Genomic DNA, 22,339 nt, shown 5'->3' on the forward strand with positions numbered 1-22,339 from the left:
CACTCCTTACTTTTTCTCTGTATTATATTTTTCCATAGCTGACTGAAATTTCTCTGCGGCTTCCTCAGGTGTGGTCGTTAAACCAAACAAATCCTGGCAGGTATCCAGATGCACCTGTCCCACTTCCGGCGGAAGATATTGGTCATACCAAAGCTGTGTAGCCGGCGCCCGGTTTACTGCGTCCAGAATCTGCAGACAGACAGGATCTTTTATCATATCCTCCACGCCCTTCATTGGAGGTACCTTCCCCTGCTCTACCATCAGCTCCACCATGTCATCATCGAAAAAGGTTTCTACAAAACGAAAAGCTGCCGCCTGCTTTTCTCCGGTGCAGTTAAAAGTAAAAAACTGGTCCCCAATCGTTCCTATGATAATATCGCCATTATTTTCTTTTCCCTCAATCGCCGGAAATGGAAACCAGCCTACTTTTTCATAGAACTCTTTACTCTCCGACTGCATCGTGCTCGTATACCAGAACCCCATCAATATCATGGCTGCCTTCTCCTGATACAAAAGCTGCCTTCCCTGTCCGTCACCTTCACTCAGGCTGTTGACGCCTTCTGGAAAATAATTCTTTTCCACCCACTCCTGAATCTTTCGGCCTGCAAAGAGAAAACTTTCATCTTCAAAGCTTCCTTTCCCCGCCACCGCTTGATTGAATGGTTCTAGGCCGCCTTCCCGGGCAGCCAGAGACATAAAGAACATGGAGCCTGTCCACTTTGCTTCATTTGCCAGCGCAAACGGAATCTTTCCGTTGGCAGTCAGTGTGTCACAGACCTGTTCAAGCTCTGCCACTGTCTTCGGCACCTCTAGGTCATATTCCTGAAACATCTCTTTGTTATAAAAAACACCTGCGATCGAGTCATTCAGTACGCCAATGGAATACATTTTCCCCTTGTACTGTCCCTGCGCTATGGCTGCATCCTGCATCTTATCCTTGATTTCACTGCTGTTAAAAAGCTCATCTATTGGCTGTCCATACCCTGCTTCTATGTATTCATTCATCGGTCCGCCTGACCAGTTGGCATAGAGGTCAGGACACTCTCCGGAACTCATTGCTATCACTATCTTTTCCTTGTACACATCCGGTTCCGATGCGACTGAAGTGATATGATATCCGCTATCTGTACTTTCATTAAATTTCTTTACCGCTGTTTCATAAATAAGCTTGTCTGTATCCCCTGTGCCAGTATTCCAGAACAGAATTTCTTTACTTCCCTCTTCTTGATTGTTCAGGGTTTCTATTTCTGTACCACCATCATTTCCGCCACATCCCGACAACACAAATACAGCGGACATTACCGCCAAACCTGCCGTCATAATTAAACGCCTTCTCATTTTTTTCTTCCTCCTTGAAATTTTTCCCTCAATTTATAAGTATATTATTGCATTCACTGCAATGCTCTACAAGATAGGAAGGCGACAACAATCAGGACTAATCCGACATCTCCTAATTCTGTTTTCTAGCCTGGCTGGGGGAAAGGTTAAATCTTTTCTTATAGACTCTGGCAAAATAGGATGGGTCCTCAAATCCTGCCTCCTCTGCCACAGCGCTGATAGGCCTTTCCGTATTCATTAAAAGTGTTCTGGCATGTTTCAGGCGCAGTTCTGTCAGATATTCTATGGGGGACATACCACACTCCTCCGCGAAGACACGTTCCAACTGCCTTGGGGAAATTGTAACACTTTTTGCTATATCCGTTACTTTAATGGAGGTATTCAGATTGGAACGGATATACTGAATCGCGCTTGCCAGTATTTTCATTCTGTCTGACAAGTGCTGTTCTGTCCTGTAGTTGTTGGCAATGTAAGAAATTAGCGCCTTAAATCCATATTTCACTGCCACATAGTACTGCCCCTTGGCATCCCTAAGCTGTTCTATCAGAAAATCTGTGAGCAGCTCCACTACTCTTACAGTTTCTTCCCCCATTGTAACGCGGTAAGGATATGCAAGATGCGGCAGCCATTCCGGCTGAATAATAAACATATAGTCAAATCCCTCCACAAAACGCAGCTCCTCATTTTCACCGAAAAGCATCCGCGGATCATACATGAGATTTATTATCTGCAGATTTGAATTATTTCTAAATCCATGCTTTACATCTCCCTTTATGACAAATACATCTCCTCTGCTAAGGCTGTATACCTGCTGTTCCACCAGATGTTCCCCCGATCCTGACACCACGATCACAATTTCATCGAATTCATGGGTATGCTCCATAAAGTCCTGGTTCACAGTTACTCGCTCCACATGAAGACTGTAGTCCTGAAATGACTGATATTCCTGTTTAAAATATTTCTTCTTCTGTAACAGCATAGGCTTCTCCTTTCCCATGTCCGCGTCCGCTTTTAGAACGGCTTTCGCTAGCCATAGTAAATCCGCAGAGCAGACCATGGTCCAAAAAAGGCAGCCATATTCCCAAAAGAATACAGCTGCCTCATCCACATTTTTTATTCCGCCACTTCTCTCCTGCGGAAAATTATAAATATAATTGCCGATACTCCCATCAAAATAGGATAGAACAGATACGGCATGATCGCAATAGGCGTAAGCCCGGACAGACTGGCCGCGGCCAGAAGCTGGGCACCGTAGGGAATCATTCCCTGGCCTACGGACGCGAAGATATCCAAAAGGGACGCGCTCCTTTTGGGGCTTACCCGGAATTCCTCGCTGATCTCTTTTGCAATGGGGCCTGCCATAACGATAGCCACCGTATTGTTGGCTGTACAGCAGTCCACGAGCAGGGCCAGAACGGAGATGCCGAACTCTCCGCCGCGCTCCCCGTTGATCTTCTTCTTGATCACATTCAGAATATACTCAATCCCTCCGTGTTCCTTCACCAGGGCCACAATGGCTGCAACAATAATGGAGATCACTGTGATATCATACATTCCGGTGATACCGTCTCCCATCTTCTGGAACATCTCACTGACAGCAAACGCCCCTGTGCCTACTCCCACAATGAGGGACAGTACAGTACCGGTTATAAGAACAATGAACACATTGATGCCGATGAGCGCACCGATCAGGACCACCAGGTATGGAATCACCTTGATGATCTGGAACTTCAGGTCATCATCAATGACTCCTGCATTTCCCCTGGCGATCACGAAGAAGATCACAGCCGTGATGATAGCTGCAGGCAGAACAATAAAAAAGTTCTCCCTGAATTTGTCCTTCATCTCACACCCCTGTGTCCTCACCGCCGCAATCGTGGTATCGGAAATCATGGACAGGTTGTCACCGAACATGGCGCCGCACACAATGGCTCCCATGCAGATCGGGAGAGGAATGCCTGTCTTCTCGGCAATTCCCACGCCGATGGGTGCCATAGCGGTAATGGTGCCCACACTGGTTCCCATGGAAATGGAAATAAAACAGCCGATGATAAACAGCCCCACCACTGCAATGGAGGACGGCATAATGGAAAGCCCCAGATTGACCGTGCTCTCCACCCCGCCTGCCGCCTTTATGGAACCGGAAAAGGCTCCGGCTGCCAGAAAGATCAGGCACATGGTTACAATATTTTCCTCACCGATGCCCTTTGAGATAATTGCCACCTTTTCCTGAAACCCTACTTTCCGGTTCTGAAAAAATGCTACGGTAAGCGCGATCAAAAATCCCACTATGGCAGGCATGGTATAAAAGTCATGGAACAGGATACCCGCTCCGATAAAAATAATCAGAAACACCCCAATCGGCAAAAGCGCTATGGGATTCCCCCTCTTTTGCTCCTTCATGTAAAAACCTCCGAACTGTATTTTTATTATACGTTGATCTCTGCAGTCATTCCCAGGATTTCTTTATTTTCATCCAGTACCGGCTGTACCACATTTTTCAGGAACGCCTCCACCTGTACCTGGGCACGTCCTGTGTAGCGGGACGGCTCCATGGTCTTCTGCAGGTCTTCCAGACTCATGTTAAATGCGGGATCAGCGGCAATAAGCTCCAGAAGGTTGTTCTCTTTGCCTTCCACCTTCACGTTCCTGCCTGCCTCCATGGACAGCTCACGGATTCTCTCATGCAGCTCCTGGCGGTCCCCGCCTGCCTTCACGGCATCCATCATGATATTCTCTGTAGCCATGAACGGAAGCTCGCTTCTCAGACGTTTCTCTATAACCTTAGGATACACAACAAGCCCGTCCACCACGTTCAGGCACAGGTCCAGGATACCGTCAATAGCCAGGAAACCTTCCGGAACGGAGAGACGTTTGTTCGCAGAGTCATCCAGTGTTCTCTCAAACCACTGGGTAGCGGAAGTGATGGCCGGATTCAGGGCATCCACCATGACGAAACGTGACAGGGACGCAATACGCTCACTTCTCATCGGGTTTCTCTTGTATGCCATAGCCGAGGAACCGATCTGGCTCTTCTCAAACGGCTCTTCCACTTCTTTTAAGTGCTGCAGAAGCCTGATGTCATTGGAGAACTTGTGGGCACTGGCTGCAATGCCTGCCAGTACGTTCAGCACTCTGGTGTCCACTTTTCTGGAATAGGTCTGTCCGGATACCGGATAGCACTCCTTAAATCCCATCTTCTCCGCAATCATGGGATCAATCTTGTCAATAGTCTCCTGGTCCCCGTCAAACAGTTCCAGGAAGCTGGCCTGTGTACCTGTTGTACCCTTGGAACCAAGCAGTTTCATAGTGCTGATCACATAATCCAGGTCTTCCAGGTCCAGCATGAACTCCTGCATCCACAGGGTTGCTCTTTTTCCCACTGTAGTAGGCTGCGCTGGCTGGAAATGTGTGAACGCCAGGGTTGGAAGCGCTTTATGCTCATCTGCAAATTTGGAAAGCTCTGCGATGACGTTGACCAGTTTTTTCTTCACAAGCTTCAGGGCCTCTGTCATCACAATAATGTCTGTATTGTCGCCCACATAACAGGAGGTAGCACCCAGATGGATGATTCCCTTTGCCTTCGGACACTGCACGCCGTATGCGTATACATGGGACATTACATCATGGCGCACCTGTTTTTCTCTCTCTTTTGCCACGTCATAATTGATGTCTTCTGCGTGGGCTTTCAGCTCGTCGATCTGTTCCTGGGTAATATTTAATCCCAGCTCTTTCTCTGTCTCTGCCAGGGCGATCCACAGTTTTCTCCATGTGCGGAATTTCATGTCCGGGGAGAAAATATACTGCATCTCTTTGCTGGCATAGCGCTCAGATAATGGACTTTGATATCTGTCTGTACTCATTTGAATTCTCCTTTTTATTTTATATTGAAGTAAACACAAAAAAGGGCGCCGCGAGGCGCCTTCCGAGCCGGAAGGTGTCCCGGGCACCCCTCTGATTTAAGCCAGGCCCAGACGTTTGAACACTTCGTTATATGCCTCTTCTACGTTGCCCATGTCTCTTCTGAAACGGTCTTTGTCCAGCTTCTCATTTGTCTCTACATCCCACAGACGGCAGGTATCCGGTGAGATCTCATCAGCCAGGATGATGGTTCCGTCTGCTAATTTACCGAATTCGATTTTGAAGTCGATCAACTTCATTCCTGCGTTCAGGAAATATTTGATCAAAAATTCGTTGATTTTTCTTGTATAATTTTTAATGGTGTCGATTTCTTCCTGTGTAGCCAGTCCTAATGCAAGTGCATAGTCATCATTGATGAAGGGGTCGCCCAGGTCATCATCTTTGTAGCTGAACTCTAAGATCGGGCAGAGAAGCTGTTTTCCTTCTTCTACTCCCATTCTCTTGGAGAAGCTTCCTGCAGCCACGTTACGAACAATTACCTCTAAAGGAACGATGCTCACTTTTTTTACGGCTGTCTCGCGGTCGCTCAGTTCTTCTACGAAGTGAGTCGGAACGCCTTCCTTTTCCAGCTGCTGGAAAACATAGTTTGTCATGCGGTTGTTGATAGCGCCTTTACCTGTGATCGTGCCTTTTTTCTCGCCGTTGAATGCTGTGGCATCATCTTTGTAATCTACGATCACTACGCCGTCTACATCTGTTGCAAATACTTTCTTTGCTTTTCCTTCATAAAGCTGCTCTAACTTCTTCACCTTCGTACACCTGTCCTTTTTCCATAATATTGAGTTCTCTCAAAAGAGAAACGTTACGATACACAAGGAATTATATAACATCGGTTTTCAAAACACAAGCCTAAAATCCGGTACTTCTGTGATATTCTTTTGTGTATTTTTCCAAAAGAGCCCCCATGTCTTCCTGTTTTTCCCGGGAAGCATCCGGCTTTTTGGCTTCCATCTCTTTCTGGATCTCTCTGCAGGTATCCAGATCCGCACCCATTCTGGCACATTCTCCCTGCCACTGGGCTTCCTCCATCAGCATCCTGCAGGCACACAGGTAATGCTTCAGGATCAGCTTGGTGTGAAGCTTTTCATATGCCTTTTCAAAGCATTCCTTAGCCTCCTCTATCTGGAAGAGGTGCAGATAGGCACAGCCCATATTGTGGAAGATCTCCCCCTCATACTGTCCGCCAAGACCTCCGGTATCCACACTTCTTAGGGCATCCTCGTAAATGCGGATGGCATTCACATACATCCGGTTGTCCACCAGATAGTCGCCCTTTTTCTTCTTGCGGGCCACTTCGGGAAGCTGTTCCAGGACCACAAGCTCCTCATTTAATTTTTTAAACTGCTCATGGGTCAGGTAATTGATCTCCCTGAAAACAGCCAGGATGAAATCCCCTGCCCCCCGCTCTTCCTCCAGAATCCGGTACAGCTTCTGGTAGAGCTTTAATAGTCCCAGCTCGTTTTTTATCCAGTCACAGAGATGTTCATTGATGATCGTCTCGTCCAGAAGATAGATGTTGTGGTAGAGATAATAACATAATTCTTCTATACTGTAGATATTCGTGCTGATGTTTTCAATATAAAACGGAAGGGAAGCCCGTTTTATCTGACATAATATGTATCCGCTCATCTGTTTCCTCCTACCACGCTGCTCTCTCGGTCCACATCAGGCCGCTTGAGGGGAACATCTCCCCGAATCCCAGATCCTGTACCAGAATAATGCAGGTATCCGCTGATTCATACATGATGTGCACACGAAGCCTCGTGGTCCTGTCAGGCCTTTTCGGAAGCCCCGGCAGCTTCATGCAGTAATGTCTTACTTCCCCGCCGTCCATGGGCTTCACCATGAATTCCAGGTTCTCCCTGCCGTCCAGAAGCAGTTCAAATTCATGCTCTGTCTCATACCAGTTTCTTCCGGCCTCAGCAACGGTATAGTTCTTCTTTTTCCCCTGGATGAGCATTTCCATGCTCACATGGTTCTGGACCAGGGCATTTCCCACATACAGATATGTGCCCAGAAGCTTCTCCTCGGTCCGCTCCCTGGCCGCATAGCATGCCCCTTTCACATACATGTTGTTTCCATAGTATACATGGCGCTGATTCTTGCACAGAAGCGGTACACTCCTTACAGCCCAGTCCTTGGAAAATCCATCCCCTACCAGGTAAATCCCCGCGTATGTGTCATTTCCGCAGGAATCTGCAATCAACTGGTAAAAGTCTACGTCCTTCTGGTCCGGGTCTTCCGGCAGGGTTATGGTCTTGCCGTGTTCCACTGTGACCAGCATGGGCTTTTTCTGGCTGTCTACCACCATGCGGGAAAAAGATACTTTTCCTTTATCAAATGTGAAGAGTCCTGTCATACGGTTCCAGTTATCCAGTCTCTTGCTCATCACATAATAGTAAAAGCTCTCCTCGTAATCCTGCAGAAGCACCTGCCCGGAAGTAAATTTCAGGCGGCTGCACACTCTCTGCAGCTTGCGCACCAGCACCCGGTTCAGGTCCGGAACCGTGATCATCAGGGTCTTGATCTGTCTCGCCGGCTCTGCCACGCCAAGCACGGACAGACAGCCTTTTAAGTAGATCTCCAGCAGCTCCTCCGGCCTGTACCAGCCGCCGTCAATCTCCACCGGTTCTCCCTGGCCCCAGATCTCCAGCAGGTTATCCACCGGAATCTCCCCCTCGTGCATGGAGAAATAATCCGCCTCCATACCGAAGTGCCACACTTCTGTCCTGGGCCTTTTGGAAAGTCTGGTGGAAAATGTATACTGATTGCTTCCTGTCTTCACGGAAAGAGAGACCGGTTCTTTTTCTTTTCTGTCATAATAGCAGATCTGGGAAAACTCCTTCCCCAGTTCCAGGCCCGCGATAATATTTCTTGTCTCATTCATGCCCTTGTCTGCCTCCTTATTCTATCAGTTCAAAGAGAGAGGAAACCCAGGCTTCCTGCTGTCTGTACTGTCCCAGCAGTTCCATAAGCTCCTGTTCTCTTCCCTGCTGTTTCGCCGCCAGCATACGGTTGATCATCTGGTATTTTGTAGTCCCCTCCAGCTTTGCCTCGGGAACGGTGAGCCTGTTCTTTTCCGTCTGCTGTATCTCCCCGCGGCCTGCCACAGTGAAATAATACTCCAGTACCTCCCCGTAAAACAGGATAAATTCTTTATTGTAAATACCCTGATACAGATTTTTCAGCGGTTCGCTTTTGAACTCTCCCGGCTCCCTGTCCGGCTGCAGCATGCGGTAGTGAATGGTCACATCCGCCCTGGGACTGGCCTGGCACTGGGCAAACACCTTGTCCTCAAGCTGCATGCTCTGCAGAAGGGTTCTGGGAAGCTCCTGGAAAAAGGCAAATTTAAGCCCTGTCCTGGCACATACGGATAAGATGGCGCGGGCCGTCTCCAGCCTGTTTTCCTCCCATTTCTTTTCCTGTGCATAATATTTGAGAAGGGCCAGGTCACAGATAATATCATACTCCCATCCTTTTTTCCTCACGTGCTCCAGCGAGCGGAAAATAAACGTCTCCGCCTCTTTTCCCCCGATAAAATACTGAAAGGATGCAAAGGTCAGGTAAGCCAGTATCACCTGTTCCTTACCGCTTAATTTTACATAGTCCTTCAGAACCGCCGCATCCCCCGGATGGTAGATTCTTGTGAACATGCTGTAGGTCAGGATGTCCTCCTCCAGCTCGTAGGCCTCTATGGAAAATCCCATGGAGCGCTCCCACACCCGGATCATCTCATCCACAGGTCCCTCAAAATACTTGGTCAGATATTCGAGAACCACCTCATCATAGGTGTTCTCCTTAAATATATGGTGAGCCAGAAGAAGAAGCTCCTCCTCATATTCAAACTCCAGATTGAGGATCATGCGGCTGCACAGCCTTAACAGGTCTCTTGGGTCGATCTCCTCATAGCCGTACTCACACAGCAGGTCATAAGCCCCCACATACATGCCCTGTTTGATCAAAATGGTGATGAGAAGGCTCTTGTTGACTTTTGCAAAGCTGTGAAAATCCATCTCCCGAAGGTAATCCTTCAGATTGTCATTATCCATATGCTCCTCATAGTAGAGAAGCAGGCGCCTGCGCACCCTCTGCCTGTAATCTTCAGAAAAGCAGTCCTCCCCGGACACATCCTGGATACAGGAGATATTTTCTCTTGTTATGGGGTTCTCATGGTTCAGTTCCCCGCAGGTATAGAGGAGAAGCCCCGGTGTCCGGATTCCCTCCGCCAGAAGCTGCCTTGCCAGCTCTTTTCTCTCCAAAAGCGGCTGGATATTGTAATCTATGGTCTGGATATAGCGCCTCTGCCTGTCATCCTCAAAGACAATCCTGGCGTCCGGTGTGTAAATGGACACATAGGCCACTTTATCCGTACAGATATACGTCTGTTCTTCACAAAATGCCGCATGGCGGACGATCACCCGCCGTATCTTGGGGTCATCACAGTAAAGCCTGTGGGTGAAAAGCACCTTCGCAAGGGCTCTCTTAACTGCAGGATCATGGGAGCTTAAGCAGAACTCCTGGTACACCACAGCAAAGTCCTCATTCATCCTGCCTTCCTTGAGCTTCTCACAGGCGAACTGTTCCATACTGCTTTTATAGCTTAAATAAGTAGTTTTATCCACTTCCTTGTTGCGTATCACATTGCTGTACACAAATGCCTTCTTCGCGTCGCTCAGCGTATTGTTATAGCTGAAATACATGCGTATCATGCGTGGCAGCATTTTCTGGTAATTGCGGCTCATGGTCTCAATATAATACTCGTACAGTCTTGTGATCTTCAGCTCTTTCTCCACTGCCAGCTCATACCACCGGAAATATTCCTTCTTCCTGGGGTCGCCCTTCATGATCAGCATGCAGATGGAGCGCACCACGGCTGTGGAAGGATATTTTTCGTAGATGTATTCCAGTATCTCATATACCTTCTGACTGAAATCCTTCATCTGCCCCGCCAGGTCTGTGGCGCGGAAGGCCATCTCCTCTGTCATAATATCATGCCGCATGGCAAAGAGCAGCACCTGAATGGTGAAGGGACTGATCCTCCTGAGCAGCGCTCCGTCCGCTGCCGCTATCCGGCATGCTTCCAGATACAGAAACGGGCTTCTGCAGCCGGTTCTGTACTGCTCCTCCAGCAGATAGATCTTCTTTGACTGGGTACGCACCTGCTCGGAATCTGTTTTCAGAAGAATATATAACAGAAGGAAGCTGTCCTCCCTGCGCTGGTAAAGCTGATGGAGGCGCACCACCATCTTCTCCCGGATCTCCTGACCGCATCCCAGCACATCCTCCAGGTAGAGATATACGCCCTCCAGCTCCTCCTCCGCCTGAATCCGGCTGTTGTCTTTTAACTTATCCAGGGCGTCCTTTGCTCTGCTGTCCTCCCCGCATTCATGGTAGAACCAGACCTCAAACAACTGGTGCTCCGTGGTGTAATGCCCGGTCTCCCGCAGTTCTGTGAGAAGTCCCAGTGTCCTGCTCTCCCACTGGCTCTTTGACAGCTTCTCCAGACTGTAGTCCAGGTAATCTCTCAAAAGCTCCAGTTTCTTTTTCTTCTCGTATGCCGCAACATTTACCTGGATCTTACCGCTTTTGGAGGCCATCACTTCATAAACAAGGGTCTGGTAAACGGTTTTGATACAGATTCTTCCGTAATTTCTGCCTTTTCCCAGATTCTCTCTGCGGATAATATACTGCAGCTCATATACACTGCCGATGAAATCCTCGTCCCGTATGGACTTTTTCTCTACTTCCAGGAAATCGCCCTCCACGGTCACGCTTGCTTTCAGATAGCCCCAGCCGCTTCTGCGCACCCGGACAGTATCCATAAGGGAACTCTGCACCTCATAGATCTCCAGATTCTCCTGTTCCAGATGCAGCTTCACAGGGTCCTTTTTTCCCGTGCCGATGAGAAATTCCTCCAGATGCTGCCAGGTCACAGGATTTTTCGCCATGGCATAATAATAGGGCAGTACCTCCTGCTCTTCTTTCAGAAGCTCCGGAAAGGAATCATCCAGGAACAGATGGTACGCCTCCTTAAAATCTTTTTTCGCCAGCTCCGCAAAGGCATCCAAATCCCTGATGGAGCCTGCAGATGTCTTGATCCGGCACGGTTCCACCTGTATGGCAAAGGGAACCCTGTACTCTCCGATGCTGGTGCTGAGAACCAGCTCTCCCTCAAAGGAATCTTCGGGGTTCAGGCCCTTTACATCTGCCCCGTAGGGAATCTCTATCTTCTCCCCGGTAAAACGCTCTTTTCCCAGAAGAAAACGGCGATGGGAGGAATAGGCGATCCCTTTTATCCGGCTCCCATTCTCTGCTGCTATGATCAGCTCTCCCCTGATATTTTCCCCGGCCTTTGTGCTCTCCCTGATATCTTCCCTGGACAGCAAAAGACCCGGAACCTCGTATTCAAATCTTCCATTTATCAGTTGTTCTATTCTTCTCTTCAATGTATTCTACCCCGTTATCTCTAAACCATATGGCCCGGAGAATCTCCGACTGATTATTATTTATCTTGTTGAACTATTTTCTATATCCCGCTATAATATGTGTTAGTATATATTATTTCAGGACAGAGTCCTGAATAGTACAATTATACACTACAAATGCAAGGGGTGCAACCTCTGCCGCCCCTTCAACAACTCTATAAATAGGAAAATCAAAGGAAACGGAGGCATTTTCATGCTGAAACATAAAGACCATTTTCACGGCAGCGACCTGGAAAAAATCGAAGAAATCTACGGAATCAAAAAAGAAGACATCACCAGTTTTTCCGCAAATGTAAACCCCCTCGGCATCTCTCCCCTCCTGCGGGAGACACTGGCAAGCCACGTGGACGCCATCACCACCTACCCGGACAGAGACTACACAAAGCTGCGCAAAAGTATCTGTGCATACACCGGCGCCCAGTTCGAGAACATCATTGTGGGCAACGGCTCCACTGAGCTTATTTCCCTGTTCATACAGACCACACACCCAGAAAAAGCGCTGATCCTGGGCCCCACCTATTCAGAATATGAGCGAGAGATTGCCCTGGAAGGAGGCCACACGCTCTATTACCCCCTGAAGGAGGAAAATAACTTCCAGATGGATGTAAACGACCTGTGTGCTCAGATGAAAGACGGCCTGGACCTGCTGGTACTCTGCAACCCCAACAATCCCACCGCTTCTGCCATCTCCAGAAAAGACATGCGCAAGATTCTGGACGCTGCCCTGCAGTTCGGCATTGCTGTCATGGTGGACGAGACCTATGCAGAGTTTGCCCCTGATGACAGGAAGATTTCTTCCATTCCCCTTACCAACAATTACAACAACCTGATCGTCCTGCGCGGTATCTCCAAATTTTTTGCCGCTCCCGGTCTCAGGCTGGGCTATGCAGTCACGGGAAACCCTGATCTTTTGAAATATATCAACACCAAAAAGAACCCCTGGACGATCAACAGCCTGGCAGAGATCGCGGGCTGTATCATGTTCTCCGACAAAGAATACATTGAAAAGACCCGCACCCTCATCACTACGGAGCGGGAACGTCTTCTCAAAATACTTTCTGCCTGGGATACTGTGAAGGTGTATCCTTCCTGTACGAACTTTATCCTTATGAAAATATTGAAGGAGGATGTGACATCGGATATGCTGTTTGACTGCTGCATCCGGAAGGGACTAATGATACGTGACTGCTCTACGTTTCCGTTTTTGGATTCTTCTTATGTGAGATTTTGTGTTATGAGTCCTGAGAAAAATGATGCGCTGATAGAGGCGTTTGGAGAATTGCTGGGGTAAAAGACAGATGGCGGGAGGGGGATAAAAAAATGAACGGGTTGTGGGGGCTGTGCTCCCGCCCCCTCCACACACACCCCTGGTTTTCTCTGCCACTGCGTTTTTGAGAAATAGAGGTGGAATGGCCCGTCCATCCGCTTTCGCTTATTTGAGTTCAGCCTCCAGCTCTTTTATGGTTTTCAGAAGCACCGGATGCCTTTTCCATGGCGCGATCTGCGCCAGCGGCTTCAGCACAAAATCCCGCAGATGCATTTCCACATGAGGCACGATCAGTTCCTCTGTATCTATGATCTCATCGTCAAATAACAGCAGATCCAGATCCAGCGTTCTGGGCCCCCAGTGTACCAGGCGTTCTCTTTTGGCGGCCTGCTCGATCTCGTGCATGCGATCCAGAAGCTCGTGAGGATTGTACAGAGTCCGCATACTGAGGCAGGCGTTCAGGAAGTCATCCTGTTCCACACCGCCGTAGGGCGCTGTCACCAGGTAATCTGAGACTTTTAAGACCTTGCAGCCTGTCGTCTTGTCAAGCTCCTCCACTGCCATGTCCAGGTATGCCTTCTTGTCTCCCAGATTGGAGCCGAGAGCGATGTAAGCGGTATGCCATCCCCTTGTTATCTTTACGGATACGGTTTTCAGCGGGAGGCCTACCGGCGCCCAGGGTTTCTTGATCTCCAGGGTGACTGCTTCCAGATGGGCAATGCTGCAAAGCATTTCCTCTGCCAGATGCTCCGCAGCAGCCTCCAGAAGCTTGAAGGTGTGCTTCTGCATATAAGAAGTTATGAAATGACTCACAGCCCCGTAGTCTATGGACGCTGCCAGCTCATCGGTCCTGCCGGCGTGTACGGTATCTGTGTACAGTGTGGCTGATACCATGAACTTCTGACCCAGTTTGTTTTCCTCCGGAAATACGCCGTGGTTTGCGAATATTTCCAGATCTTCTATGTTTATCTTATCGTATTTTTCCAGATTCATATGCTATTATCCCTTTCTCTCGCAAAGAATGGCCTGTGTCATGCGGATGGCACGGAGGTTTTCTTTTACGTCGTGGACTCTCACAAATGCCGCTCCCTTTTCTACACCCATGACTGTGGTTACAAGTGTTCCCTCCACTCTCTGGTCAGCGGGCAAATCCAGGGTATTGCCGATCACGGATTTCCTGGAAGTTGCAAGAAGAACAGGGTATCCAATCTCCTTCAGCATTTCCAGGTGGTTTATGGCAGTCAGGTTTTGTTCATAGGTCTTTCCGAAGCCCACACCCGGATCCAGGATAATTTTGTCGTCTGCAACGCCTGCTTCTTTTGCGATGGCGGCACATTCTCTTAAATCCTCACACATTTCCTGCATGAAATCTGTGTACTCTGCCTTGTCTCTGTTATGCATAAGACAGCAGGGTACCTGATAGCGGGCAGTGAGTTCTGCTGTTTTTTTGTCGTATTTGAAACCCCAGATATCATTTACCATGTCAGCGCCTGCCTTCAGGGCGGCTTCCACTACCTGGCTTTTGTAGCTGTCTATGGATACGGGGATATCAAAGTTCTGTTTCAGCATTTCGATGACAGGCACTACCCGGTCGATTTCCTCCTGTACGGTGATCTGCTGATGTCCCGGGCGGGTGGATTCTCCTCCCACGTCAATGATGGCTGCCCCTTCGGCGATCATTTGGGCTGCATGCTGTTTTGCACGCTCCACGTCGTTCCATTTTCCGCCGTCTGAAAAGGAGTCCGGGGTTACATTTAAAATAGCCATTATGTAACAGTCATGTTCTGTGTCAAAAATTCTGTTTCCGATTTTCATTTCCTGTTGTCTCCTTTTTCCTGTATTTTTGTCTGCCGCTGCGGTCTGTATGCCGGTTCATACGGTCAGATACATATTTTTCTTCTCTGCACTCCAGCTGCACTGCGCCTGGGCAGGGCAGGAAAAGCAGCAGCGGGAACCTTTATCAGCCCGGTAAAGGATGCCTGCCAGGTTCCTTTTCCCTTTGGCCGACGTGTCGCGGTGGCCGCCGATGGCATCCAGGATCTCCTCTGACTCCGCATCTGTAAAGCCGCAGTCCTTCAGTATGGGAGCGGCAAGTTTTACTCCGCCCTCGTGATGGGGAATGCCCTCAGTGTACTGCAGGCCCCTGCCGATGTCGTGCAGAAGAGCTGCCGCATAGATCATTTCTTTGGAAATTCCCAGATTCCGCTCCAGGTTCTCAATATAAGCCAGTCTGGCGGTATCCAGCAGATGCTGTGCATTATGGCCGCAGAAGATGCGCTCCTGCTCCAGCTTTTCTATATTATGTAAACTTTCCCGGTAAAGCGGATGGTTCCGGATCCGGTTTACCCTTGTCATATCCTGCCTGTTGTCTTCCACTCTTCTTGTCCTCTTTTATCAGCCGCCGCGGCAATTTTGTCAGGCAAATTCCTATACATGATCAGTACGGGAAATGCGCAGGCGCGGCGGAACCCTTGTCAGCACTCCAGCATTCTGTAGAAAGAATTCTGCAGGCTCTCATTGTCGTCAAAGATACCTCTGGTCACTACAGATACGGTTCTGGTTCCCGGTTTTTTGATGCCGCGCATGGTCATGCACATATGCTCTGCCTGGACCAGCACCATCACGCCCTTTGGCTTCAGCTCCTCCATAAAGGCATCCGCGATCTGGGCGGTCAGTCTCTCCTGAAGCTGGAACCGTTTTGCGAACACCTCCACAGTCCTGGCAATCTTGCTCAGGCCCACCACTTCCCCGTTGGGAATGTAGGCGATAGCCGCGTTTCCGTAGAAAGGGAGCATGTGATGCTCGCAGAAGGAATAGAAATGAATATCCTTTTCCATCACCATATCATTATTATCCACATGAAAACGTTTCTTCAGATGTACTGCCGCATCGTCGGTATAACCGGCAGCCAGCTCCTCATACATACGGGCAATCCTGTCCGGTGTCTCCAAAAGCCCCTCTCTGTTTATATCCTCCCCGATTCCTTCCAGAATCAGGCGTACTCCCTCTTTTATCTTATCCTGGTTCATGTATTACTCTCCCTCCATGGCCTGTACTTCCCGGTCCAGCTCCCCTAAAAAGGACAGAGAGCCAAACGCTACGATCACGTCATCCTTCTGTGCATTTTCCATACTCTTCCTCACAGCTTCCCGTATGCTTCCCGCTGCCTCTACGCTGGGATTCACCTTTGCCACAGCGTCTCTTAACTGTTCTGCCGGAAGTGCTCTTTGGTTGTCCGGTGTCTGTATGGTGATGATGTGTTTTGCCAGAGGCGCTGTCATGCTGATCACGCTCTGATAATCCTTGTCCGCAAACACACCGAAAATAAAATGCAGGTCTTTGCCCTGAAAATATGTCTCAAGTGAATCCTTCAGCACCTTAGCCGCCGCCGGATTATGGGCACCGTCTATGACTACCACAGGATTTTTGTGGATAACAGAAAAACGCCCTCTCCAGAAAGCCTCCTTCATTCCTTTTCTCACCTGTTCCTCTGTCAGGGAATATCCCAAATTTCGCAGGGCCTCCACAGCCTCCAGTGCCAGTGCCGCGTTGGTGACCTGGTAAGTGCCTGCCAGGGTGATCTCCACGTCCTTCCAGTCCTTGTAAGAAAAAGTCTGCCTATCATACCCGTAATGCACATCCTGAAAAGCATCCGGGTCCACCACTGAAAGCCTGCACTCCTTCTCACGGCAGACGCGCCTGATCACCGCTGCCGCCTGGGGGTCCTGCTCCGCGCTTACCACCCATGTGCGGGGTTTGATGATACCTGCTTTATTTTCCGCGATCTCCTGAAGGGTACCGCCCAGAAACTCCATGTGGTCCATGCCTATGGAAGATATCATTTCCATCACTGTCGTCTTCACAACATTGGTGGCGTCTAATGTTCCTCCGAGTCCTGTCTCTAATACCACGATGTCGCATTTCTTCTCTTTAAAATACAAAAAGGACAGGGCGGTCTCCACTTCAAATACTGTGGGACTCCCCTTCTTCTCCGCCTCCATGGCATCCACTGCCTCTTTGACAACCGTCACCAGGGCAGCCAGGGATTCCCTGTCTATCATTTCCCCGTCCACCTGAATCCGTTCCCGGTAGGCATATAGGGTTGGAGATATGTACCGGCCTGTCCGCAAGCCCGCACCGGAAAGGATTGTGGACATATATGAGAGTGCTGACCCCTTTCCATTGGTACCGGAAATATGGATAAACTTCAAATCATCCTGGGGATTTCCAAGCCGCTCAAGCAGCTCTCTCATGTTATCCAGACCAAGTACACTTCCGTATTTGGACACTTCGTCCAAATATACTCTTGCTTCTTTGTAATTCATGTTTCTCCTATCCGAGGCGGCCCTCTTTTTTGTCCGTCTCTATATCGTTCCCATTATATTACTTTTCCCCTGTGTGTTCAAGAAATATATCTATTGTATGGAATATTATGCCAGATGCAAAAGTACCGCACTCACTGTTTGCCAAACAGTGCTGCGGTACTTCCAAACTCCTGAACCATATTCATACACACGTTAATATTTTTTCAGGTCGTCCTCATCTTCATGGTCAATCTCCTTCAGTCTGATAAAGAGCACTGCCACCAGGACGCCCACGCCCCCGATCCCCGCCAGCAAAAACAGCAATCCGGCTGAGGAAAATCCATCCAGGCCTGCCGTCTCCCGCAGCCCCGTACAGGCCCACAGAATGATCAGCAGGCTTACTACAATTGTTATGATCACAGGTGCTATCTTTTTCTTCATGGCATACCCCTCCCGGCTTTGCTTTTACTGAAAGTCAAACAGTGACATCTGGTTGGAATCCGGCAGATCCCCGAACAGACCCAGATCATCCATCAGATCGATCACTGTCTTGCTGACCTTGGTTCTGTTTCGGAAATCGTCTTTTGACAGGAACTCCCCTTCCTCCGCGGCCAGCACCACAGCGTCGGCTGCCCTGTCCCCCAGTCCCTCTATGGTATCCAGGGCGGGCATCAGCTTATCCTCCATGATCTGGAAGGTATGGGCATTGGCTTTATACAGGTCAATGGGTACAAACTCAAATCCTCTCGCGTACATCTCCTGCACGATTTTCATGTCTCTGTAGGTATCCTGCTCCTTCTTGCTCAGTGTATCCTTGCGCTTTTCATAGTCATCCATGAAATATTCCAGCTTCTCTTTTCCCTGGCACATCAGCTCATAGGAAAAAGCCGTTGCGCGGATACTGAAAAACGCCGCGTAATATGCCAGCGGATAATAAATCTTACAGTAGGCGATTCTCCATCCCATCATTACATAAGCCGCCGCATGGGCCTTTGGGAACATGTACTTGATCTTCTTACAGGAATCAATATACCAGTCCGGCACATCGTGTGCCTTCATATCGTCAATCCACTCCGGTTTCAGGCCCTTTCCCTTACGCACGCTCTCCATGATGGTGAACGCCTGCCCGTGTTCCAGGCCCTTGTTGATCAGGTAGATCATAATATCATCACGGGTACAGATACATGTAGTAATGGTTGCCGTCCCTGATTTGATCAGATCCTGCGCGTTTCCAAGCCACACGTCTGTACCATGGGACAGGCCGGAAATACGCACCAGGTCAGAAAAAGATGTGGGATTGGCGTCAATCAACATCTGCATGGCAAAATCCGTTCCGAACTCCGGTACCCCCAGGCAGCCTAACGGACAGCCCCTGATATCATCCGGTGTGACACCCAATGCATCCGTATTTTTGAAAAGAGACATAACCTCTTTGCTGTCCAGAGGGATCTCCCTGGCATTGATGCCGGTCAAATCCTCCAGCATACGGATCATTGTGGGATCATCGTGTCCCAGAATATCCAGCTTTAACAGGTTGGAGTCAATGGAATGGTAATCAAAGTGTGTGGTGATAATATCGCTGCTCATATCATTGGCCGGATGCTGCACCGGGGTAAATTCCTCGATATCCCAGCCGATGGGAAGAACGATGATACCTCCGGGATGCTGTCCCGTGGTTCTGCGGACGCCTGTGCAGCCCTGCACGATTCTGTTTATCTCGCAGTAACGCTTGCGGCTTCCCCGCTCTTCAAAGTAATTCTTCACGTATCCGAACGCCGTCTTCTCCGCAAGCGTACCGATCGTGCCTGCCTTGAAAGTCTGCCCGGCGCCGAATATAACCTCCACATACCGGTGTGCCTTTCCCTGGTAATCACCGGAAAAGTTAAGGTCAATATCAGGCTCCTTGTCCCCCTTGAATCCCAGGAAGGTTTCAAAGGGAATGTCAAATCCTTCTTTTGTCAACGGCTTTCCGCACACCGGACAGTTCTTATCCGGCATATCACAGCCTGCCCTGCCGGAGTACGCCCGCACTTCATCGGAGTCAAAATCACAGTAGTGGCAGGAGGGACAGTAATAATGGGGACTTAAAGGGTTTACCTCCGTGATACCCGACATAGTGGCCGCAAAGGAGGAACCTACCGAACCTCGTGACCCTACCAGGTAACCGTCACTGTTGCTCTTCCATACCAGTTTCTGGGCAATCATGTACATAACCGCATAACCGTTGGAGATAATGGAATTCAGCTCCCTCTCCAGGCGCTCCTCAACCACTTTCGGCAGCTTCTCTCCGTATATCTCATGGGCCTTGCTGTAGCAGATCTCCCTCAGCATTTCATCTGAATTTTCAATGACAGGGGGACATTTCCCCTTGTGGATGGGAGATATCTTCTCAACCATATCCGCGATCCTGTTGGGGTTGGTGATGACCACCTCCTCGGCCTTCTCGCTGCCCAGATAGGAAAATTCCTCCAGCATTTCCTCCGTTGTGTGGAGGAACAGGGGCGGCTGCAGATCCGCGTCGTCAAAGCCTTTTCCCGCCATGATGATCCTTCGGTAGACCTCGTCCGGCGGGTCCAGAAAATGCACATCGCAGGTGGCAACCACCGGCTTATTGAACATTTCCCCCAGCTTCACGATCTTCCGGTTGACTTCCCGCAGATCGTCCTCTGTCTGAATATCCGTCCTGTCCTCATCCCGCAGCATAAAGGCATTGTTGCCGATCGGCTGAATTTCCAGATAGTCATAGAAGTTCACCAGTCTGGCGATCTCCGGCTCGGGCCTGCCGTTTAAAACAGCCTGGTACAGCTCTCCGGCCTCACAGGCGGAACCGATCATAAGACCCTCCTGATATTTCAGATACAGGCTCTTTGGTATTCTCGGCCTTCTGTGATAATAGATCAGATGGGAATCTGACACCAGATGATAGAGATTAACCCTGCCCGTATCGTTTTTAGCCAGAATAATGGCATGGTAAGTGGGCATCTTCTGCACTGCGTTTACAGAGACAGCACCCTTCTCATTCAGCTCATCCAGGGTGCTGATCTCCCTCTCCTCACACATGGTAATGAACTTCTGGAAAATCTGAGCCGTACACTCCGCGTCATCCACAGCCCTGTGGTGATGCTCCAGGGAAACGCCCACCGCCTTTGCGACGGTATCCAGCTTAAAACGGTTTAGCTGAGGAAGCAGAAAACGGGCCATTCCCACAGTGTCCACAGATGTGTAATCTGTCTCGATTCCCAGATCCCCGCAGTTTTTCTCGATAAAGCTCATATCAAATTCCGCGTTGTGGGCAACCATGACTGCCCCTCTGCAGAACTCCACAAACCGCGGCAGGATCACATCTATACTATCAGCGCCTGCCACCATACTGTCATTGATGCTGGTAAGCTTTTCAATCCTGAAGGGAATGGGTATCCTGGGGTTTACGAACTCGGAGAAACGCCCTACGATCTTACCGTCCTCCACCCGGACCGCTCCGATCTCGATGATCTTATCCCTAAGAGCGGAAAATCCTGTTGTCTCAATATCAAATACCACAAAGGTTCCGCGCATGGACTGCCCTTTGCTGTTCTGCACGATTCCTTTCATGTCATCCACCAGATAAGCTTCCACACCGTAGATCACCTTAAAATCCGCATCCGGCGGTACAACACCGCCCCAGGAATCAAAGCAGTGGTTGGCCTCCGGGAAAGCCTGCACCACACCGTGGTCTGTAATGGCAATGGCTCTGTGTCCCCACTCATAGGCCCGTTTAATGATGGCCTTCGCATCAGACACACCGTCCATGTCACTCATCTTAGTATGGCAGTGAAGCTCCACCCTCTTCTCCGGGCTGGTGTCTGCCCTGGAACTGGTAAAGGGGGCAATCTTCTTGATTCCCACCACACTTCCGATGGTCAGCTCACTGTCATACCGGTCAATGGTGGTCACACCCTTCAGTTTCAGAAAGGCTTTCTCCTTCACGCCCTCCAGGATCTCACTCACCTGGTCATTTCTGGCGAACATCTTCACTGTGATGGAATCCGTAAAATCCGTGATGGCAAAAATGATGATGGTCTTCTCATTTCTGATCTCCCTGGTCTCCAGTGTCATGATCTGACCGCGTATGCAGACCTCGCCCATCTCCGTCTGGATGCTTTCCAGGGGAATGGTCTCATCTTCAAAATCTCTGCCGTAGATCACATCCGGATTGTCGGAGCGCTTGATGCTGCGCTTATAATCGCCGAAACCGCGGTCTCCTTTTCCGAAATTCTTTCTGCCCTTTCCGTCCTTCCCTTTGTCTTCCTTCCGGTCTTTTGGGGCTTTCTTCTCCTCCCCGGATGTCTTTCCTGCAGGAGCGTCTGCCTTTTTCTCTTCCTTTGAAGTCTCCCCGGCAGAAGCGGCTTCCTCCTCCGGAACTTCTCCGCCCTCCTCCTGCTGCCCGAAAGAAGACTGCTCAATTACGTGAGCAGCCTCCTGCATAATACGGATCTCACTGTTTTTACGGACTTTACTCTCACTGGCCTCCACATATTCCGGCTCCACGATCAGGGAGAAGGGACAGCGCTCGCAGAATACCTTCTCGATATAGGAGACCAACTCCTCCTCCCGGCTCTTTGCCAGCACGGAGGACTGCATCTTAAGCTCCATCTTCTGCTCCTCCGGGAAGGTTATCTGGGCTGTGCGGAACATGTTATACACCAGAATGCTGTAGTTTTTCAGTTCCATGGACATGGAAGTGCGGTATGCGTCAAAAAACAGTTTTGGAGTGTACTGCCCGGTCAGAGTGAACTTCTCAATGATCTTCACCGACATGGGCACACCGGGAAAGAACTGGTTTCGTATGGTCTCCTCCAGGGAATAGATGTATTTCTTATGGATCCACTGCCTGCTCCGGATATAGATTCTGATATGGTCTTTTTCCGGATTGACGGCAACTTTTGTCACCACCACCTCTTCCAGCAGGGCGGCAAGTTCCTGCCCCATTTCCAGATTGGGGAAGACATCCAGAAAATTCTTTTCCATCTTTAAGCTTCCTTTCC

The 22,339-nt window shown here is 49.5% G+C and carries 16 protein-coding genes; 1 reads left to right on the forward strand and 15 read right to left on the reverse strand.

Annotated elements, in window-relative coordinates; genetic code table 11:
* Positions 1-6 precede the first annotated feature (6 nt).
* The 8 genes from MUB35_RS06710 to MUB35_RS06745 form a co-directional block, all read right to left on the reverse strand.
* Positions 7-1,338 carry an extracellular solute-binding protein gene (locus MUB35_RS06710; RefSeq protein ID WP_244805945.1) on the reverse strand — a complete coding sequence of 444 codons (1,332 nt, stop codon included), beginning with the start codon at positions 1,336-1,338 and terminating at the stop codon, positions 7-9.
* A gap of 112 nt (positions 1,339-1,450) precedes the next feature.
* The gene (locus MUB35_RS06715; RefSeq protein WP_244805946.1) at positions 1,451-2,317 is read right to left on the reverse strand and encodes a helix-turn-helix domain-containing protein; all 867 of its coding nucleotides are present in this window, start codon (positions 2,315-2,317) and stop codon (positions 1,451-1,453) included.
* A gap of 134 nt (positions 2,318-2,451) precedes the next feature.
* A complete protein-coding gene (locus MUB35_RS06720; protein WP_033141078.1) occupies positions 2,452-3,741 on the reverse strand; it encodes a Na+/H+ antiporter NhaC family protein in 1,290 nt (429 codons plus the stop codon).
* A gap of 26 nt (positions 3,742-3,767) precedes the next feature.
* Positions 3,768-5,201 carry an adenylosuccinate lyase gene (purB, locus tag MUB35_RS06725; protein WP_033141077.1) on the reverse strand — a complete coding sequence of 478 codons (1,434 nt, stop codon included), beginning with the start codon at positions 5,199-5,201 and terminating at the stop codon, positions 3,768-3,770.
* A 96-nt stretch (positions 5,202-5,297) separates the two neighbouring features.
* Entirely contained in the window at positions 5,298-6,008 is a 711-nt protein-coding gene (gene purC / locus MUB35_RS06730; protein ID WP_033141076.1) for a phosphoribosylaminoimidazolesuccinocarboxamide synthase, read from the reverse strand.
* 100 nt (positions 6,009-6,108) lie between these two features.
* Positions 6,109-6,888, reverse strand: coding sequence for a tetratricopeptide repeat protein (locus tag MUB35_RS06735; RefSeq protein WP_033141075.1), 780 nt, complete (start codon positions 6,886-6,888; stop codon positions 6,109-6,111).
* Positions 6,889-6,898: 10 nt separating this feature from the next.
* Positions 6,899-8,146, reverse strand: a complete 1,248-nt coding sequence (locus MUB35_RS06740; protein ID WP_033141074.1) for a DUF5716 family protein — start codon at positions 8,144-8,146, stop codon at positions 6,899-6,901.
* Between the two features lie 16 nt (positions 8,147-8,162).
* Positions 8,163-11,705, reverse strand: coding sequence for a DUF5717 family protein (locus MUB35_RS06745; RefSeq protein WP_244805947.1), 3,543 nt, complete (start codon positions 11,703-11,705; stop codon positions 8,163-8,165).
* Positions 11,706-11,937: 232 nt separating this feature from the next.
* Between MUB35_RS06745 and MUB35_RS06750 the strand changes: the two genes are divergently transcribed.
* Positions 11,938-13,035 carry a pyridoxal phosphate-dependent aminotransferase gene (locus MUB35_RS06750; RefSeq protein WP_103731260.1) on the forward strand — a complete coding sequence of 366 codons (1,098 nt, stop codon included), beginning with the start codon at positions 11,938-11,940 and terminating at the stop codon, positions 13,033-13,035.
* 141 nt (positions 13,036-13,176) lie between these two features.
* Here MUB35_RS06750 and folK read toward each other — a convergent pair whose 3' ends face one another.
* The 7 genes from folK to MUB35_RS06785 all read right to left on the reverse strand — a co-directional run bounded on the left by folK (position 13,177) and on the right by MUB35_RS06785 (position 22,322).
* On the reverse strand, positions 13,177-14,004 hold the full coding sequence (gene folK, locus MUB35_RS06755; RefSeq protein ID WP_199688303.1) for a 2-amino-4-hydroxy-6-hydroxymethyldihydropteridine diphosphokinase: 828 nt from the start codon (positions 14,002-14,004) through the stop codon (positions 13,177-13,179).
* 6 nt (positions 14,005-14,010) lie between these two features.
* Entirely contained in the window at positions 14,011-14,826 is an 816-nt protein-coding gene (folP, locus tag MUB35_RS06760; RefSeq protein WP_054351954.1) for a dihydropteroate synthase, read from the reverse strand.
* A gap of 57 nt (positions 14,827-14,883) precedes the next feature.
* Complete coding sequence (locus MUB35_RS06765; protein WP_317430433.1) at positions 14,884-15,387, reverse strand: HD domain-containing protein; 504 nt, start codon at positions 15,385-15,387, stop codon at positions 14,884-14,886.
* Between the two features lie 98 nt (positions 15,388-15,485).
* Positions 15,486-16,040: a GTP cyclohydrolase I FolE gene (gene folE / locus MUB35_RS06770; RefSeq protein ID WP_033141071.1), complete on the reverse strand. Its 555-nt coding sequence runs from the start codon at positions 16,038-16,040 to the stop codon at positions 15,486-15,488.
* Between the two features lie 3 nt (positions 16,041-16,043).
* The gene (locus tag MUB35_RS06775) at positions 16,044-17,336 is read right to left on the reverse strand and encodes a bifunctional folylpolyglutamate synthase/dihydrofolate synthase (protein WP_033141070.1); all 1,293 of its coding nucleotides are present in this window, start codon (positions 17,334-17,336) and stop codon (positions 16,044-16,046) included.
* 192 nt (positions 17,337-17,528) lie between these two features.
* Positions 17,529-17,756 carry a hypothetical protein gene (locus tag MUB35_RS06780; protein ID WP_033141069.1) on the reverse strand — a complete coding sequence of 76 codons (228 nt, stop codon included), beginning with the start codon at positions 17,754-17,756 and terminating at the stop codon, positions 17,529-17,531.
* Between the two features lie 24 nt (positions 17,757-17,780).
* Positions 17,781-22,322, reverse strand: coding sequence for a PolC-type DNA polymerase III (locus MUB35_RS06785; RefSeq protein ID WP_244805948.1), 4,542 nt, complete (start codon positions 22,320-22,322; stop codon positions 17,781-17,783).
* Positions 22,323-22,339: the final 17 nt, after the last annotated feature.

The sequence above is a fragment of the Blautia sp. NSJ-175 genome (assembly GCF_022867815.1).
GTDB lineage: Bacteria > Bacillota > Clostridia > Lachnospirales > Lachnospiraceae > Blautia > Blautia celeris.

Bases quoted from the DNA above. Each gene is read 5' to 3' on its own strand.
- MUB35_RS06710 (WP_244805945.1), bottom strand. From the start codon at position 1,338: ATGAGAAGGCGTTTAATTATGACGGCAGGTTTGGCGGTAATGTCCGCT.
- MUB35_RS06715 (WP_244805946.1), bottom strand. From the start codon at position 2,317: ATGCTGTTACAGAAGAAGAAATATTTTAAACAGGAATATCAGTCATTT.
- MUB35_RS06720 (WP_033141078.1), bottom strand. From the start codon at position 3,741: ATGAAGGAGCAAAAGAGGGGGAATCCCATAGCGCTTTTGCCGATTGGG.
- purB (WP_033141077.1), bottom strand. From the start codon at position 5,201: ATGAGTACAGACAGATATCAAAGTCCATTATCTGAGCGCTATGCCAGC.
- MUB35_RS06735 (WP_033141075.1), bottom strand. From the start codon at position 6,888: ATGAGCGGATACATATTATGTCAGATAAAACGGGCTTCCCTTCCGTTT.
- MUB35_RS06740 (WP_033141074.1), bottom strand. From the start codon at position 8,146: ATGAATGAGACAAGAAATATTATCGCGGGCCTGGAACTGGGGAAGGAG.
- MUB35_RS06750 (WP_103731260.1), top strand. From the start codon at position 11,938: ATGCTGAAACATAAAGACCATTTTCACGGCAGCGACCTGGAAAAAATC.
- folK (WP_199688303.1), bottom strand. From the start codon at position 14,004: ATGAATCTGGAAAAATACGATAAGATAAACATAGAAGATCTGGAAATA.
- folP (WP_054351954.1), bottom strand. From the start codon at position 14,826: ATGAAAATCGGAAACAGAATTTTTGACACAGAACATGACTGTTACATA.
- folE (WP_033141071.1), bottom strand. From the start codon at position 16,040: ATGAACCAGGATAAGATAAAAGAGGGAGTACGCCTGATTCTGGAAGGA.
- MUB35_RS06775 (WP_033141070.1), bottom strand. From the start codon at position 17,336: ATGAATTACAAAGAAGCAAGAGTATATTTGGACGAAGTGTCCAAATAC.
- MUB35_RS06780 (WP_033141069.1), bottom strand. From the start codon at position 17,756: ATGAAGAAAAAGATAGCACCTGTGATCATAACAATTGTAGTAAGCCTG.
- MUB35_RS06785 (WP_244805948.1), bottom strand. From the start codon at position 22,322: ATGGAAAAGAATTTTCTGGATGTCTTCCCCAATCTGGAAATGGGGCAG.